Consider the following 14,659-nt stretch of genomic DNA (forward strand, 5'->3'; position numbering starts at 1 on the left):
AAAAAAAGAGAAAAAAAGAAAAAAAAAAAAAAGAAAGAAAAAAGAAAAGAGAAGAAAAAAGAAAAAGAAAAAAAAGGAAAAAGAAAAAGAAAATATAAAGCAGAAGACGGAAAAGGAGATAAGGAATAGTAGAGTGGGCTAGGAGATGTGTAAAAGAGAAAGGGCGGGCGCCCCGGGGACCGTCACCCGGAAACCGTTGACGATTGCGTCCGTGGCCTCAGCGGCCGGGACAACCTGGTCGACGCTCGTGGTGACGGACAGCGACACCAGATACTTGTCCGGTCCGGCCGCGGCGATGACGTGACGCCGCGAGGTGTTCAGCGTCATGTTGTTCTCGCGGTAGGTTCCCTCGATCAACGCCGACGGCATGCCGCCGAACTCGGCCAGCGACGCGTCGGTGCTGCGCCATGCGGGCAGCTGCTGGCTGTCGATGAAGCCGTGGCTGATCGCCTCTTTGGGGTCGAAGTCGCCGACGAGCTTGTACACCACGACCTGAGCGTTCGAGGTGTACAACCCGTTGCCGCCGACCCGGTCCGCGATCACCGCGAAGGCATCGGGGACGTTCGGGTCCGGGACGTGCTCCCAGCCGCGCGGCATCGGCAGCACGATGGTGAGCGCCTTGAAGTCGCGGCTGTTCTGGGGCTCGAGTTTGACCCCCTTGTCGGCGAAGAACTCGGTGAGCGTGCCGGAGGTGGTGGGCATGATCGTCGCGACCGGCGCCGGGGGGACGGGTTGGGCGGCCAGGCCCGGGGCCGAGGTACCGGCCGGTGTCGCCGCGCCCGCCGGAGTGGCCGCGCCCGCCGGAGTCGCCGCGCCCGCCGGAGTCGCTGCGCCGGCTTGGGCTGCCGCGCCGGCCGGGGTCCCCGCGGTGGCAGACGTCACACCCGGTGCGGTCACCCCCTGTTGGGTGAGGGGCTGGGCGTTCGGTGTGACCGTGACGGTCTGCGTGACCGTGGGCAACGCGGGCTGGGGTGGCTGCGGAACGAGAGGTTCGGCCGATGCGGTCGTGCCCGCAAAGCCGAGGACGCCGGCGGTGGCGGTGGCCACACTTGCGGCCAATATCCGCCAGCGAGGGGCGATCTCGATCATCTGCGTCGGTCCTTCCGAGCTGCACGGGAAGAGGTCAGGCGCTGACTGTATCGACCCGCGAAGCACGGCGACCAGCGTCGGAATCGACCTGCAACCGTGTTCTGACTTCCCCGCAATGCAACCGAGACCGACCCGTGGCCGAAGCACCGCGAATATCGGTGCTTATACCCTGTTCACGTGACAGACGCGCCGACCACAGACACCCCGCAGCACCGCTACACCGCGGAGCTGGCCGGGCAGATCGAGCGCACCTGGCAGCAGCGGTGGGCCGACGCGGGGACCTTCCACGTGCCGAACCCCGTCGGGTCGCTGGCGCCCGCCGACGGTTCGCCGGTGCCCCCCGACAAGATGTTCGTCTTGGACATGTTCCCGTATCCGTCGGGTGAAGGCCTGCACGTCGGGCACCCGCTCGGTTACATCGCGACCGACGTCTACGCCAGGTACTTCCGGATGACCGGGCATAATGTGTTGCACGCCTTGGGGTTTGACGCGTTCGGTCTGCCTGCCGAGCAGTACGCCATCCAGACCGGGACGCATCCCCGGATTCGCACCGAGGCCAACATCGTCAACTTCAGGCGCCAGCTGGGCCGGTTGGGGTTCGGTCACGACTCGCGCCGCAGCTTCGCCACCACCGACGTCGACTACTACAAGTGGACGCAGTGGATCTTCCTGCAGATCTACAACGCGTGGTTCGACCCGACCGCACAGAAGGCCCGGCCGATCGCGGAGTTGGTCGAGCAGTTCGAGTCGGGTGCGCGCAGCCTCGACGACGGCCGGTCGTGGACGGATCTGTCGAAGGGTGAGCGCGCCGACGTCATCGACTCGTATCGGCTGGTATATCAGTCCGACTCGCTGGTGAACTGGTGTCCGGGGTTGGGCACGGTACTGGCCAACGAGGAGGTCACCTCCGACGGCCGCAGCGAGCGCGGGAACTTCCCAGTGTTCCGTAAACGGTTGCGGCAGTGGATGATGCGGATTACCGCGTACTCCGATCGCCTGCTCGACGACCTCGAACTGCTGGACTGGCCGGAGAAGGTCAAGGCCATGCAGCGCAACTGGATCGGCCGGTCGACGGGGGCATCCGTCTTGTTCGGCACCGAGGTCGGGGACATCGAGGTGTTCACCACCCGCCCCGACACACTGTTCGGCGCGACGTACATGGTGCTGGCGCCCGAGCACGAACTGGTCGACAAGGTGGTCGCCGACCAGTGGCCCTCCGGTGTCGACGAGCGATGGACGTACGGGGCGGCGACGCCCGCCGAAGCCGTCGCCGCCTACCGCGCGGCGATCGCGGCCAAGTCGGACCTGGAGCGGCAGGAGAACAGGACCAAGACCGGTGTGTTCGTCGGCGCGTATGCGACGAATCCCGCCAACGGTCAACGCGTGCCGATCTTCATCGCCGACTACGTTCTGCTGGGTTACGGCACCGGAGCCATCATGGCGGTGCCGGGACACGACCCGCGCGACTGGGAATTTGCGAACGAGTTCGGGCTGCCGATCGTGGAAGTCGTTGCCGGCGGCGATGTCTCGCAGGACGCGTACACCGGAGAAGGCGAGATCGTCAACTCCGACTACCTCAACGGGCTGAGCGTGGCTTCGGCGAAGGAGGCCATCACCGCGCGGTTGGCGGCAGAGGGCCGCGCCCGTGAGCGCGTCGAATACAAGCTGCGGGATTGGCTTTTCGCGCGTCAGCGGTACTGGGGCGAGCCGTTCCCGATTGTCTACGACGAGGACGGCCGCGCGCACGCGCTGCCGGAGTCCGCGCTGCCGGTCGAGCTGCCCGACGTACCCGACTACTCGCCGGTGCTCTTCGACCCCGACGACGCCGACAGCGAGCCGTCGCCGCCGCTGGGTAAGGCCACCGACTGGGTGAACGTCGAGCTGGATCTCGGCGACGGACTCAAGCGCTACACCCGCGACACCAACGTGATGCCGCAGTGGGCCGCCAGCTCCTGGTACGAGCTGCGCTACACCGATCCGCACAACTCAGAGGAGTTGTGCGCCAAGGAGAACGAGGCCTACTGGATGGGGCCGCGGCCCCTCGAACACGGAGCCGACGACCCGGGTGGTGTCGACCTGTACGTCGGCGGCGTCGAGCACGCGGTGCTGCACCTGCTGTACGCGCGGTTCTGGCACAAGGTGCTCTACGACCTCGGCCACGTCAGCTCCTCTGAGCCGTACCGCCGGCTGGTGAACCAGGGCTACATCCAGGCGTTCGCCTACACCGACTCCCGCGGCGCATACGTGCCCGCGGCGGAAGTGGTTGAGCGGGAGGGCAAGTTCTACTTGCCTGGACCCGACGGTGAAATAGAGGTCTTCCAGGAGTTCGGGAAGATCGGCAAGAGCCTGAAGAACTCGGTGTCCCCCGACGAGATCTGCGACAACTACGGTGCGGACACGCTGCGGGTTTACGAGATGTCGATGGGGCCACTGGAGGCGTCGCGGCCGTGGGCCACCAAGGACGTCGTGGGCGCACACCGGTTTCTGCAGCGGGTGTGGCGCCTGGTGGTCGACGAGGAGACCGGCGCCAACCGCGTCGCCGAACACGAGGCGATCGACGAGCCGACGCTGAAGTTGTTGCACCGCACCATCGCCGGAGTGTCCGACGATTACACGAGCCTGCGCAACAACACCGCGGCGGCCAAGCTGATCGAGTACACCAACCACCTGACCAAGGAGGGGGTGACGGCACGCGCGGCGTTGGAGCCGCTGGTGTTGATGGTCGCGCCGCTGGCCCCGCATCTGGCCGAGGAGTTGTGGCGTCGGCTGGGTCACGAATCGTCGCTGGCGCAGGGCCCCTTCCCGGTGGCCGACCCGCAGTATCTGGTCGAGGACACCGTCGAGTACCCCGTGCAGGTCAACGGGAAGGTGCGCGGCCGGGTGACGGTCGCCGCGGACGCGGACGCCGACGCGCTGGAAGCCGCCGCGTTGGCCGACGAGAAGGTTCAGGCGTTCATCAACGGCGCAACGCCGAAGAAGGTCATCGTGGTGGCCGGCCGCCTCGTCAACATCGTCGTCTAACGCGCGATTTCGGCGTAGTTGGTTGTGACTGGCGCAACCATTGACACCGAAACAGCGGCACAGGGAACCGGAGGAGCGGCTGTCGCGTCCATCACTAAGTGCTCAACGCTCATCTCCGTCGGCACGATGGTGTGCTGACGCTCGGCCAGGCTCGCCTCATGGGGATGAGCAGGTCCGCCGTTCACAGGCGCGTGCGGTCCGGACAGTGGCGGCAGTGCGCACGCGGCGTCTACTTCGTCGACGACCGGCCATTCAGTGACGCCGCGCGTATACGCGTCGGGGTGTGGAGTTGCGGGGAGACTGCCGTCGCGAGCGGCTTGACAGCTGCGTGGTGGCAAAGCCTCACCCGCTTCGCGCCGAATCTCGTTGACGTCACCATGCCTCGCAACGGCAGCGGCCGAGCTCCCAGCGGTGTGAGGTTGCGCCGCCGGAACCTTGCATCCGAGGACATCGTCGAATGCAAGGGGCTACGCGTCACCTCCCGACCATTGACCGTTCTTGAGGCCGCCGTCCGGACACGCGATGGCGCAAAGATCATGGATCGCGCGCTCCAGGCGGATGTAGCGCTGCGGGATCTGTGGCGCGCCCAACTCCGCAACAAGGGCCGCTACGGTTCACCGGCGGCGCGCGTACTTCTGCAGGCGGCGTCGGACGGCGCGCGGTCGACGGCCGAGCGGCTGCTGCTCAGGCTGCTCCGGGAAGCCGGGATCACCGGGTGGCAAGCGAACTACCCGGTGGGCAAATATCGCGTCGATGTGGGATTCAAGGGCCCGAAGGTCGCCATCGAAGTTGACGGCTTGGCGTTCCATATCGGTTCTGACGAGTTCCATCAGGATCGGGTGCGACAGAACGACATAACCCTTCTGGGGTGGCAGGTGCTGCGCTTCACGTGGCTCGACATCACGGAGTACCCCGACCGCGTGATAGCGCTCATCAAATCGGCGATTTCGGTGTAACTGGTTGCGCCTGCCGCGACAAACTACACCGAAATCACCGAACTATTAGCGGGGGCGGACGATGACCTCGTGCATGTGGGCGTCGGGCGGGGTGTGCACCGCATCGGCGATCACCTTCGCCACACTCTGCGGGCTCAGGAACCGCGACGGGTCGTACTCGCCGCCCTCGTAGGCGACCAGACCCTCCTGCATTTCCGTGGCGATCCGGCCCGGGTGCACCGACGTCACCCGCAGCGACGGCTCATCGGCCCGCAGTGAGTCGGCGAACGACCGCAAGGCGAACTTGCTGGCCGAATACGACGCCAATCCCGGCGACGCGTTGATCCCCGACCCCGAGTTCACGAACAGCACGTGTCCGCCCGCGGCCCGCAACGCCGGCAACAGCGCGAGTGTAAGGGCAACCGCGCCAATGACATTGACCTCCATGGAGGTGCGCCACTCGTCGACGGTGGACTCGGCGACCCGGCCAGGGAACGCCACGCCCGCGTTGTGGATCAGTACGTCGAGCTCGATGATCGGCTCGACCGCGGCCTCGATACCGGAGACGTCAGCCAGGTCGATCGGCCACGTGGTCGCGCCGAACTGCGCGGCGACCTCGTCGAGCGCCGCCGACGGTCGCCCGGCCAGAAACAGTGTGTGACTGTCGGCCAGCGCCGTGGCGATCGCCGTCCCGAGCCCCCGTGAGGCGCCCGTGATCATCGCGGTCGGCATGTCGAAACCCTACCGACCTGCGTTCGGCGGCGAAGCGTCGCATCATGGAACGGATGCCACCCGACCACAGCTTTGCGCCCACCCAGCTCGCGGCCCGCGCCGCGTACCTGCTGCGGGGTAACGACCTGGGCACCATGACCACCGCGGCACCGCTGCTGTACCCGCACATGTGGAGCTGGGACGCGGCGTTCGTGGCGATCGGGCTGGCCCCGCTGAGCGTCGAGCGCGCGGTCGTCGAACTCGACACCCTGCTCTCGGCGCAGTGGACCAACGGGATGATCCCGCACATCGTCTTCGCCAACGGTGTCGACGGTTACTTTCCCGGCCCGGCGCGCTGGGCCACGTCCGCACTGGCCGCGCACGCACCCCGCAGCCGGCACACGTCCGGTATCACCCAGCCGCCGGTGCACGCGATCGCCGTGCAGCGCATCCTCGATCACGCCCGCACCCGCGGCCGCTCCACCCGCGCTGTGGCCGAGGCGTTCCTGGACCGCCGCTGGTCCGACCTCGTCAAGTGGCACCGCTGGCTCGCCGAGGCCCGTGACCCGAACGAACACGGCCGCGTCACGCTGTACCACGGCTGGGAGTCGGGTATGGACAACTCCCCGCGCTGGGACAGCGCCTATGCCAACGTGATTCCGGGCAACGTGCCCGAGTACCAGCGCGAGGACAACACGATCGTCACCGACGCCACCCAGCGCCCGTCCGACCTCGAGTACGACCGCTACCTCTGGTTGCTCGAGGAGATGAAGTCGGCCCGCTACGACGACGAATTGCTGCCCAAGGTCATGAGTTTCGCGGTCGAGGACGTGTTCGTCTCGGCCATCCTCGCGGTCGCCTGCGACGTGCTCGCCGAGATCGGTGAGGAATACGGCCGCCCCCGCGCCGACGTCCGCGACCTCTATGCGTGGGGCCAGCGGTTCCGTGACGGCGTCATCGACACCACTGACGAAAGAAGCGGCGCAGCGAGGGATTTCGACGTGCGAACGGGCAAGTGGGTGGCCACCGAAACGGTCGCGCAGTTCGCCCCGCTGTTGTGCGGCGGTCTGCCCCACGACAAGGAACGCTCGCTGGTAAAGCTGCTGGAGGGCCCGCGCTTCTGCGCTCATCCCGACCTCAAGTACGCCTGCATTCCGTCCACCTCGCCGGTGTCACGCGAATTCCGGCCGCGCGAATACTGGCGCGGCCCGGTCTGGCCGGTGATGACGTGGCTGTTCTCGTGGTGCTTCGCGCGCCGCGGCTGGGCCGAACGCGCACGTCTGCTTCGCCAGGAGGGACTGCGCCAGGCCAGCGACGGGACGTTTGCCGAATACTACGAACCCTTCACCGGCGAGCCGCTGGGCAGCATGCAGCAGTCGTGGACGGCGGCAGCGGTCCTGGACTGGCTGGGTTGATCCGCTACTCGGCCAGCCGCTCGAGCGGGTCGATGGCCTTGGTCAGCGTCTCGATGTCCTCCGGGGTCAACCTGGACAACAGGCTGGCCAGATGCGCGCGCCGAACCTCGAGTGCCTCCTGGTGCTGAGCGCGACCCTCCGGGGTGATGTCGACGAGCACCGCCCGCAGGTCGGACGGGTCGCGCGAGCGCTTGACGAGGCCCAGCTTCTCCAGTCGGCGGATCGCCACCGTGGTCGTGGGCGTGCGAACACGCTCGTGGGCGGCCAGATCGGTCATCCGCATCGGGCCCTGCTCCAGCAGCGTGAGCAGGATCGACAGCTGGGCCAACGTAAGGTCTCCCGCGTCTGTCCGGCTCGTGTCGCTGCGACGCAGCACGGAGAACACGCGGGACAGGACCCGCTGCAGCTCCCCCGACAGCTCCACGACCTGCGGTTCGACGACTTCCGCCATAATTTCGGCAGTCTAACCTGTCAGGCGATGCCAGGTTGCGTGACGGACGCGTTAGTTCAAAGTCGTCGAAGGGCCCGGTCACAGCACCTGCGAGAGGAACCGCTGCAGACGTTCGGTTTCGGCCGCATCGAAGATCTGCTCCGGCGGTCCGGCCTCGACGACCTTGCCGTGATCCATGAACACCACGGCATCCGAGGTCGATCGGGCGAAGCCCATCTCGTGAGTCACCACCACCATGGTCATGCCGTCGGCGCCGAGGTCGGCGATCAGCGCGAGGATGCCCTTGACCAATTCGGGGTCGAGCGCCGAGGTCGCCTCGTCGAAGAACATCACCTGCGGCGCCATCGCCAACGCCCGCGCGATCGCCACCCGCTGCTGCTGGCCACCGGACAGCGTCGTAGGCCGCACGTCGGCCTTGTTGCGCAGGCCGACGCGCTCCAGGTGCGCCAACCCGAGCTCGCGGGCTTCCTCGGCGCTGAGCCGCTTGAGCTTGCGCGGCGCGAGCGTCACGTTGTCCAGCACGCTGCGGTGCGGGAACAGGTTGAAGTTCTGGAAGACCATCCCGATGCGTTGGCGCAACTGGTCGGGATTGTCGGCGAGCACCGAGCGGCCGTCGAGCAGGATGTCGCCGCGGTCGGGCTCGTAGAGCCGGTTCAGCGTGCGCAGCAGGGTGGACTTGCCTGACCCCGACGGCCCGATCACCGCGGTGGTGCTGCCCGCGCGCACGTCGATGTCCACCCCGCGCAGCACCGGGTTCGGACCGAACGATAGGTGGATGTCGTTGGCGCTCAACGACACCGGATCGAAACCGGACGTGCGCATCAGATCATCTCCTGAGATGTCGCCATGGGGAGCGGATCCTCCTCGGAAGGCTTTCGCCCACGGCGCAACCGGTTGTCGATGTAGTTGACCAGATGCGTCAGCGGCACGGTGAGCATCAGGTAGAAGAAGCCCGCGGCCACCAGCGGTGACAGGTTGCCGGTCTGCGCGTTGAGGTCGCGCCCGACCTGGAACAGCTCACGTTGATCGGCGACCAGCCCGAGGAAGTAGACCAGCGACGAGGCCTTCAACAGCGAGATGAACTGGTTCATCAGCGCGGGCAGCACGCGCCGCACACCCTGGGGTATCACCACCAGCTGCATCGATGCTGTGTACGAAAATCCCAGTGCGCGTGATGCTTCCATCTGTCCGGGCTCGACGCTTTGGATGCCGGAACGGAAGATCTCGCCGACGTAGGCCGCAGCCATCAGGCCCAGCGCGGCGATGCCCAGCGGGAACGGGTTGTTGCCGGTCAGGCCGCCCACGATCGGCCCGACGCCGAGGCCGATCAACAAGATGATGACCACCTCGGGCAGGCCGCGGAAGATGTCGGTGTACACCCGCGCCGGCCACCGCAGCCAGCGGTGCCGCGAGATTCCCGCGACCGCCAGCAGCATCCCCAGCACCAGGCCGATGACGGCTGCGCTGACGGTCAGGATCAACGTGTTCGGCAGGCCGGTTTTCAACAGGTCGGGCACCGCCTGCCGGTACAGGTCCCAGTTGAGGAACGAGTCCTTGAGCTGCGCCAGAGTCGATTTCGGCACCGCGGGCCCGGCCGAAGGCTCCTGGTTCTCGGCAGCGATCGCGTTAAAGTCCGGTAGTTGTGGTGGCGGAGCCGCCTTGGAGCCTGGCTTCCACCCAGGCGGCAGCGCCCGCGGTACCCATTCGGAGTACAGCCGCGCCCAGGTGCCGTCGGCGATCACGGCGTCCAGCCCGGAGTTCAACGCGTCGATGAGCGGGCGGTTCTCAGTGGCCACCGCCCATGCGATGAAATTGTCCAAACTGAAGGTGTTTTCGATGATCTCGGCTGGATCGCCGGGCTGCACCGTCCCCGACGCCTGCTGAGACGGGGCGACCCAGGCATCGATCTGCCGGGTCTTCAGGCTGGCGTAGACGGTGTTGTAGTCGGGGTACTTGACCGGCTGCAGGCCCAGGGTGTCGACGACGTAGGACTCCTGCACGGTGCCCTGCACCACGCCGATGCGCTGTCCGGGCGCCAGTTTGTCGAAACCGGTGATCGGCGACCCGGTGGGCACGACGAGCGAAAAGTAGCCGAAGTCATAGCCGTTGGTGAAACCGACCGTGCGGCGGCGCTCCTCGGTCGTGGTGATCGACGAGGACCCGACATCGAAGCGTCGCGCCGCCACCTGCGCGAGCAGCCCGGAGAATTCGGTGCCGACGAAGTTGATCCGCAGGCCCAGCTTGTCGGCGATCGCGCGCAGCACCTCGTTGTCGAACCCGGTGAACTGACCGGCCGAGTTGATGCAGATGCTCGGTGGCGCGTCCGACAAGGTGCCGACGGTCAGCGTGCCCGGCTGGATCAGTCCCAATGCGTTCACGTCCACCGCCGCGAGCGGCACCACGGATGGCGTGGTGTACCGGTCCTCGTCGGGCCCGGTCGCCGCCGCGACCAGGTTGGTCGGAAGGGCGCTGGCGCTCTCGACGCCGGGGGGTGTGCACTGGTCCACGTTGGCGTGCGCGGGCCCGGCTACGCCGACGCCGGTCATTAGCATCGCGGCGAGCGCCACCACGAAGATCTTGCCGAACCGCGCGAACGTGGTCATCTGTGCAACGTATCGGTCTGGGCCGCACGTTCGCCGGGTTGGGCTCGATCAGAACGTCACCGGCGAGGCGCCCGCCCCGCGCAACACACCCCGTCGGACCAGTTCGGTGACCATGATGCGACCCATCGCCTCGCTGCGGGTGACGCACGCGTTGCGGGCGGCCTCCTCGTCGCCGCCGCGGATTGCGGCGGTCTCGTCCTCGTAGAACGGCAGCATCTCGTCGTGATCGCTCAGATATGTCACCCAGAACGCTCGAGGCGTGAAGGCCTGGACCGATCGGATCAACGCCGTCAGCCGCGGGCCTGCGTACGCGTCGGTGATCACGGTGCGGTACTGCCATGCGGCGTCGTAGAAGGCGCGCGACTCCCGGGTGCCGCGCAGCGTGTCGGTCAGCGCGCCCAGCCGGTCGAGAACGCCGGGATCCGGTTCGGCGGCGGCGCGCGCCGACGCGATGCCGGTAAGGAACCCGTGCAGCTCATGGTGCTCACGCACGAACGCCTCGTCGAAGCGTTCTACGAAGGCACCGCGGTGGTACCGGGTGGACAAGATGCCGTCGTGTTCCATCTGCACGACGGCCTCTTGAATCGGCACGCGCGACAAACCGAGGTCTTGTGCGATCTCGTTGCGGTCGATCCGATCACCCGACCGGAGCTTGCCGGTCAGGACCAGGTTCACGACGTGCGCGACCACAAGGTCTTTTTCCTTGACCCCATACTTTTTGGGCATGGCGGCGACAGTCTCTCACGCACCACGCCTCGCCGGGAGGGGTTACGCCGGTTCAGCCGCCTTCGTTTCGACGACGGTCGCGCCACCGGACCAGCGCCTCGGCTTCGGACAGGTCGTAGTCGGGTCCGTTGACCCCGACGGTCAGCATCGTGACGCCGAGGTCGGCGAGCGCGTCGGCCTCACCGGTCAGGGCCTCGGCGGTCTTGCCCGATACGCCGGCCGACCGCTCGATGGCGTTCGGATCGCGGCCCACATCGGCGCAGTGGCCCGCCAAAACCTCGGCCTTGCGCGGATATTCGCCGCTGTCGGAGAAGCTGTGCCAGATGTCGCCGTACTCGGCGACCAGACGCAGCGTCTTCTTCTCACCACCGCCGCCGATCAGGACGGGGATGTCGCGGGTGGGCTGCGGATTGAGCTTGGAAAGACGCGACGTGATGCGCGGCATCGCCTCGGCGAGGTCGTCGAGCCGGCTGCCTGCGGTGCCGAACTCGTAGCCGTACTCGTCGTAATCCTTCTGCTTCCAACCCGAACCGATGCCCAGGATCAGGCGGCCGTCGCTGATGTGGTCGACGGTGCGCGCCATGTCTGCCAGCAGCTCGGGGTTGCGGTACGAGTTGCAGGTCACCAGCGCACCGATCTCGATGCGCGACGTTTGCTCGGCCCAGGCGCCCAGCATGGTCCAGCATTCGTAGTGGGCACCGTCGGGATCGCCGTAGAGCGGGAAGAAGTGGTCCCAGTTGAACGCGACGTCGACACCGAGGTCCTCGCAGCGTCGGACCGCGTCGCGGATATGGCTGTACTTCGGGGAGTGCTGCGGCTGCAGTTGCACGCCGACACGGATCGGATAGCTCACGCTTCAACCGTACGCAGCATCCTGCGCCCGACTCGCGAGCGGCCGTGTCTGTACGCGACGCGCCGCCGATCCGCGAACAATCGCGGTCGCTCGCGCCGCGCGAACCACCTACTCGGCCAGAACGGCCCGCAGGATCTGAATCAACTTGCCCGGCTGATCGCTCTGCACCGAGTGTCCGGAATCCTCGACGATCTGTATATCCTTGAATCCCGGTGCACGACGGGCGAACTCGGCGGCGTCGTCGTCGTTGACGAAGAACGAGTTGGCGCCGCGAACCAACGTCGTCGTCACCTGCAGCCGCGGGACGTCATCCCACAGCCCTTCGAAGCCCTCGCCCTTGCGCATCTCGTCGTAGCGCCAGGTCCAGGTGCCGTCGTCGAGCCGCTTGGCGTTGTGGAACACGCCGCGGCGCAACGATTCCCGGTCGCGGTGCGGCGCCGCAGCGACCGTCTTCTCCAGCATCGCCTCGAACGAGGGGAAGATGCGGTCGCCCTGCACCAGAGCGACGGTGCCCTTCTGCGCCTCGGTCATCTGGGTGTGCCGCTCGGGCGCCGACGGCGTCACATCGACCAGCACCAGCCTGCGCACCAGGTCGGGCGCCGCGACGGCCAGACGCAACGCCGTCAAGCCGCCCAACGACATGCCCACCACGAGATCGGCGTCGGAAGCCAGCGAGCGGACGACGGGTTCGATGGCGACGGCGTTGTTCTTCGGACCGTAGTCACCATCCTCGCGCCATGCCGACCGGCCGTGCCCGGGCAGGTCGATGGCCAGCGCCGACTCGCCCAGCCCGACGATCACGGTGTCCCAGGTGTGCGCGTTCTGTCCGCCGCCGTGCAGGAAGACCACCCGCGGCGAGGCGTCGCCGAACTTCAGGGAGCTGATCGGCCCGGCGTCGATACGCTTCACCGGCGGCACCGCCTCGACACCGGCCTGGCGCGCGTTTTCCCGCAGGAAGGTGAACTCGTCGAGCGCAGCCAGTTCGTCGTCAGGCGAGATGTCGGTCATCAGGTGACCCTACAAAACGCCGAAACCGACGCAGTGGCGGTCCGCACTCGCACAAATCCGCCAAAACGTCGGTTTCGGTATCGACGAAGGAGCCTCAGCCCTCGATGAAGGTTTCGAGCTGCGCCCGGGCCACATCGTCGGGCAGCTGCTTGGGCGGGCTCTTCATCAGGTAGGCCGAGGCCGCCTCGACGGGGCCGCCGATTCCGCGATCGAGCGCGATCTTCGCCGCGCGAACGGCGTCGATGATGACACCGGCCGAGTTCGGCGAATCCCACACCTCGAGCTTGTACTCCAGGTTTAGCGGCACGTCACCGAACGCGCGGCCCTCGAGCCGCACGTAGGCCCACTTGCGGTCGTCGAGCCAGCCGACGTGATCGGACGGGCCGATGTGCACGTCCTTGGTCTTGAACTCACGCTGCAGGTTGGAGGTGACGGCCTGAGTCTTGGAGATCTTCTTCGACTCCAGCCGCTCGCGCTCGAGCATGTTGAGGAAATCCATGTTGCCGCCGACGTTGAGCTGCATGGTGCGGTCGAGCTGCACGCCGCGGTCCTCGAACAGCTTGGCCATCACGCGGTGGGTGATCGTCGCACCGATCTGGCTCTTGATGTCGTCGCCGACGATCGGGACACCGGCGTCGGCGAACTTCTTGGCCCACTCCGGGTCGGAGGCGATGAACACCGGCAGTGCGTTGACGAACGCCACGCCGGCGTCGATCGCGCACTGGGCATAGAACTTGTCGGCCTCGTCCGAGCCGACCGGAAGGTAGGACACCAGGACGTCGACCTCGGCGTCCTTGAGCGCCTTGACGACGTCGACGGGGTCGGAGTCGGAGACCTCGATGGTGTCGGCGTAGTACTTGCCGATGCCGTCGAGTGTCGGGCCGCGCTGCACGGTGACGTTCAGCGGCGGCACGTCGGCGATCTTGATGGTGTTGTTCTCCGACGCGAAGATCGCCTCGGACAGGTCGAAGCCGACCTTCTTGGCGTCGACGTCGAAGGCGGCGACGAACTTGACGTCGCGCACGTGGTAGGGGCCGAGGCGCACATGCATCAGGCCGGGCACGGTCGCCGTCTCGTCGGCATCGTGGTAGTACTGCACGCCCTGTACGAGCGAGGACGCGCAGTTGCCCACGCCGACAATCGCGACCCGCACCTCTCCGTTGGATGACATGACGTCTCTTCCCTTCGTAATCCCTGTCGTAGTTGGTTCGGTTCTGCCTAGGGCTGCACAGTGTTGTCTGAGCGCCCCTGGCTCAGACGTTCCGCCGCAATCAGCTCGTTGAGCCACTTCACCTCGCGCTCGCTCGACTCCAACCCCAGCTGATGAAGCTGCCGGGTGTACCTGTCGATGGAGCTGCTGGCCCGCGCAACGGCTTCACGCAGACCCTCGCGGCGTTCCTCCACCTGACGACGGCGCCCCTCCAGGATCCGCATCCGGGCCTCGGCCGGGGTGCGGTTGAAGAAGGCGAGATGGACACCGAATCCGTCGTCGGAGAAGTTCTGTGGGCCCGTGTCGGCCACCAGTTCGGAGAAGCGCTGCTTGCCCTTCTCGGTGAGCTGGTAGACGCGTCGCGCCCGGCGCATCTTCGGGGTGCCGTCCGGCGCTGCATCCTCGACGATCAGCCCGTCGTTCTGCATGCGCCGCAAGGCGGGATAAAGCGATCCGTACGAAAATGCGCGGAAGGCGCCAAGCAACCCCGTCAATCTCTTGCGAAGTTCGTAGCCGTGCATCGGCGATTCCAGCAGGAGTCCCAGGATGGCGAGTTCCAACACTGAAGACACCCCCTTTGCTGGTCCGTTACGGCGGTTCGACACCTCGCACCATAGTATCGCGCCGATATATTCGG

General features: G+C 66.6%; 13 protein-coding genes. 3 read left to right on the plus strand and 10 right to left on the minus strand.

What is annotated here, in order from left to right:
• Positions 1–138 precede the first annotated feature (138 nt).
• Positions 139–1,089: an LpqN/LpqT family lipoprotein gene (locus tag CEX88_RS19980; protein ID WP_094294797.1), complete on the minus strand. Its 951-nt coding sequence runs from the start codon at positions 1,087–1,089 to the stop codon at positions 139–141.
• 177 nt (positions 1,090–1,266) lie between these two features.
• Here CEX88_RS19980 and leuS point away from each other — a divergent pair, with 177 nt between their 5' ends.
• Both leuS and CEX88_RS19990 read left to right on the plus strand, forming a co-directional pair.
• Positions 1,267–4,110, plus strand: a complete 2,844-nt coding sequence (leuS, locus tag CEX88_RS19985) for a leucine--tRNA ligase (RefSeq protein WP_094294798.1) — start codon at positions 1,267–1,269, stop codon at positions 4,108–4,110.
• 98 nt (positions 4,111–4,208) lie between these two features.
• Positions 4,209–5,066 (plus strand): type IV toxin-antitoxin system AbiEi family antitoxin domain-containing protein, encoded by an 858-nt coding sequence (locus CEX88_RS19990; RefSeq protein ID WP_094294799.1) that lies wholly within the window; start codon positions 4,209–4,211, stop codon positions 5,064–5,066.
• A gap of 45 nt (positions 5,067–5,111) precedes the next feature.
• On the opposite strand, the gene CEX88_RS19995 is transcribed toward CEX88_RS19990, so the two are convergent.
• A complete protein-coding gene (locus CEX88_RS19995; protein ID WP_066843287.1) occupies positions 5,112–5,777 on the minus strand; it encodes an SDR family oxidoreductase in 666 nt (221 codons plus the stop codon).
• A gap of 53 nt (positions 5,778–5,830) precedes the next feature.
• Between CEX88_RS19995 and ggh the strand changes: the two genes are divergently transcribed.
• Positions 5,831–7,171 (plus strand): glucosylglycerate hydrolase, encoded by a 1,341-nt coding sequence (gene ggh / locus CEX88_RS20000; protein ID WP_094294862.1) that lies wholly within the window; start codon positions 5,831–5,833, stop codon positions 7,169–7,171.
• Between the two features lie 4 nt (positions 7,172–7,175).
• Here the strand turns inward: ggh and CEX88_RS20005 are convergent, their stop codons facing one another.
• The 8 genes from CEX88_RS20005 to CEX88_RS20040 form a co-directional block, all read right to left on the minus strand.
• A complete protein-coding gene (locus tag CEX88_RS20005; protein ID WP_094294800.1) occupies positions 7,176–7,622 on the minus strand; it encodes a MarR family winged helix-turn-helix transcriptional regulator in 447 nt (148 codons plus the stop codon).
• Between the two features lie 78 nt (positions 7,623–7,700).
• Positions 7,701–8,444, minus strand: a complete 744-nt coding sequence (locus CEX88_RS20010; RefSeq protein WP_094294801.1) for an amino acid ABC transporter ATP-binding protein — start codon at positions 8,442–8,444, stop codon at positions 7,701–7,703.
• Positions 8,444–10,174 (minus strand): ABC transporter substrate-binding protein/permease, encoded by a 1,731-nt coding sequence (locus CEX88_RS20015; protein ID WP_238382126.1) that lies wholly within the window; start codon positions 10,172–10,174, stop codon positions 8,444–8,446. Before CEX88_RS20015 ends, CEX88_RS20010 begins: the two co-directional genes overlap by 1 nt.
• 99 nt (positions 10,175–10,273) lie before the next feature.
• Positions 10,274–10,951: a GntR family transcriptional regulator gene (locus CEX88_RS20020; RefSeq protein ID WP_094294802.1), complete on the minus strand. Its 678-nt coding sequence runs from the start codon at positions 10,949–10,951 to the stop codon at positions 10,274–10,276.
• 52 nt (positions 10,952–11,003) lie between these two features.
• Positions 11,004–11,804 (minus strand): LLM class F420-dependent oxidoreductase, encoded by an 801-nt coding sequence (locus CEX88_RS20025; protein WP_094294803.1) that lies wholly within the window; start codon positions 11,802–11,804, stop codon positions 11,004–11,006.
• Between the two features lie 108 nt (positions 11,805–11,912).
• Positions 11,913–12,812 (minus strand): alpha/beta fold hydrolase, encoded by a 900-nt coding sequence (locus CEX88_RS20030; RefSeq protein WP_094294804.1) that lies wholly within the window; start codon positions 12,810–12,812, stop codon positions 11,913–11,915.
• Positions 12,813–12,906: 94 nt separating this feature from the next.
• The gene (locus CEX88_RS20035) at positions 12,907–13,983 is read right to left on the minus strand and encodes an inositol-3-phosphate synthase (protein ID WP_064395143.1); all 1,077 of its coding nucleotides are present in this window, start codon (positions 13,981–13,983) and stop codon (positions 12,907–12,909) included.
• Between the two features lie 47 nt (positions 13,984–14,030).
• Positions 14,031–14,585, minus strand: a complete 555-nt coding sequence (locus tag CEX88_RS20040; RefSeq protein WP_064346166.1) for a PadR family transcriptional regulator — start codon at positions 14,583–14,585, stop codon at positions 14,031–14,033.
• Positions 14,586–14,659: the final 74 nt, after the last annotated feature.

This window comes from Mycobacterium neumannii (assembly GCF_002245615.1).
Lineage (GTDB): Bacteria > Actinomycetota > Actinomycetes > Mycobacteriales > Mycobacteriaceae > Mycobacterium > Mycobacterium neumannii_A.

Excerpts from the sequence above, each read along its gene's own strand:
- CEX88_RS19980 (WP_094294797.1), bottom strand. The coding sequence starts at position 1,089 with ATGATCGAGATCGCCCCTCGCTGGCGGATATTGGCCGCAAGTGTGGCC.
- CEX88_RS19995 (WP_066843287.1), bottom strand. The coding sequence starts at position 5,777 with ATGCCGACCGCGATGATCACGGGCGCCTCACGGGGGCTCGGGACGGCG.
- ggh (WP_094294862.1), top strand. The coding sequence starts at position 5,831 with ATGCCACCCGACCACAGCTTTGCGCCCACCCAGCTCGCGGCCCGCGCC.
- CEX88_RS20005 (WP_094294800.1), bottom strand. The coding sequence starts at position 7,622 with ATGGCGGAAGTCGTCGAACCGCAGGTCGTGGAGCTGTCGGGGGAGCTG.
- CEX88_RS20010 (WP_094294801.1), bottom strand. The coding sequence starts at position 8,444 with ATGCGCACGTCCGGTTTCGATCCGGTGTCGTTGAGCGCCAACGACATC.
- CEX88_RS20015 (WP_238382126.1), bottom strand. The coding sequence starts at position 10,174 with ATGCTAATGACCGGCGTCGGCGTAGCCGGGCCCGCGCACGCCAACGTG.
- CEX88_RS20020 (WP_094294802.1), bottom strand. The coding sequence starts at position 10,951 with ATGCCCAAAAAGTATGGGGTCAAGGAAAAAGACCTTGTGGTCGCGCAC.
- CEX88_RS20030 (WP_094294804.1), bottom strand. The coding sequence starts at position 12,812 with ATGACCGACATCTCGCCTGACGACGAACTGGCTGCGCTCGACGAGTTC.
- CEX88_RS20035 (WP_064395143.1), bottom strand. The coding sequence starts at position 13,983 with ATGTCATCCAACGGAGAGGTGCGGGTCGCGATTGTCGGCGTGGGCAAC.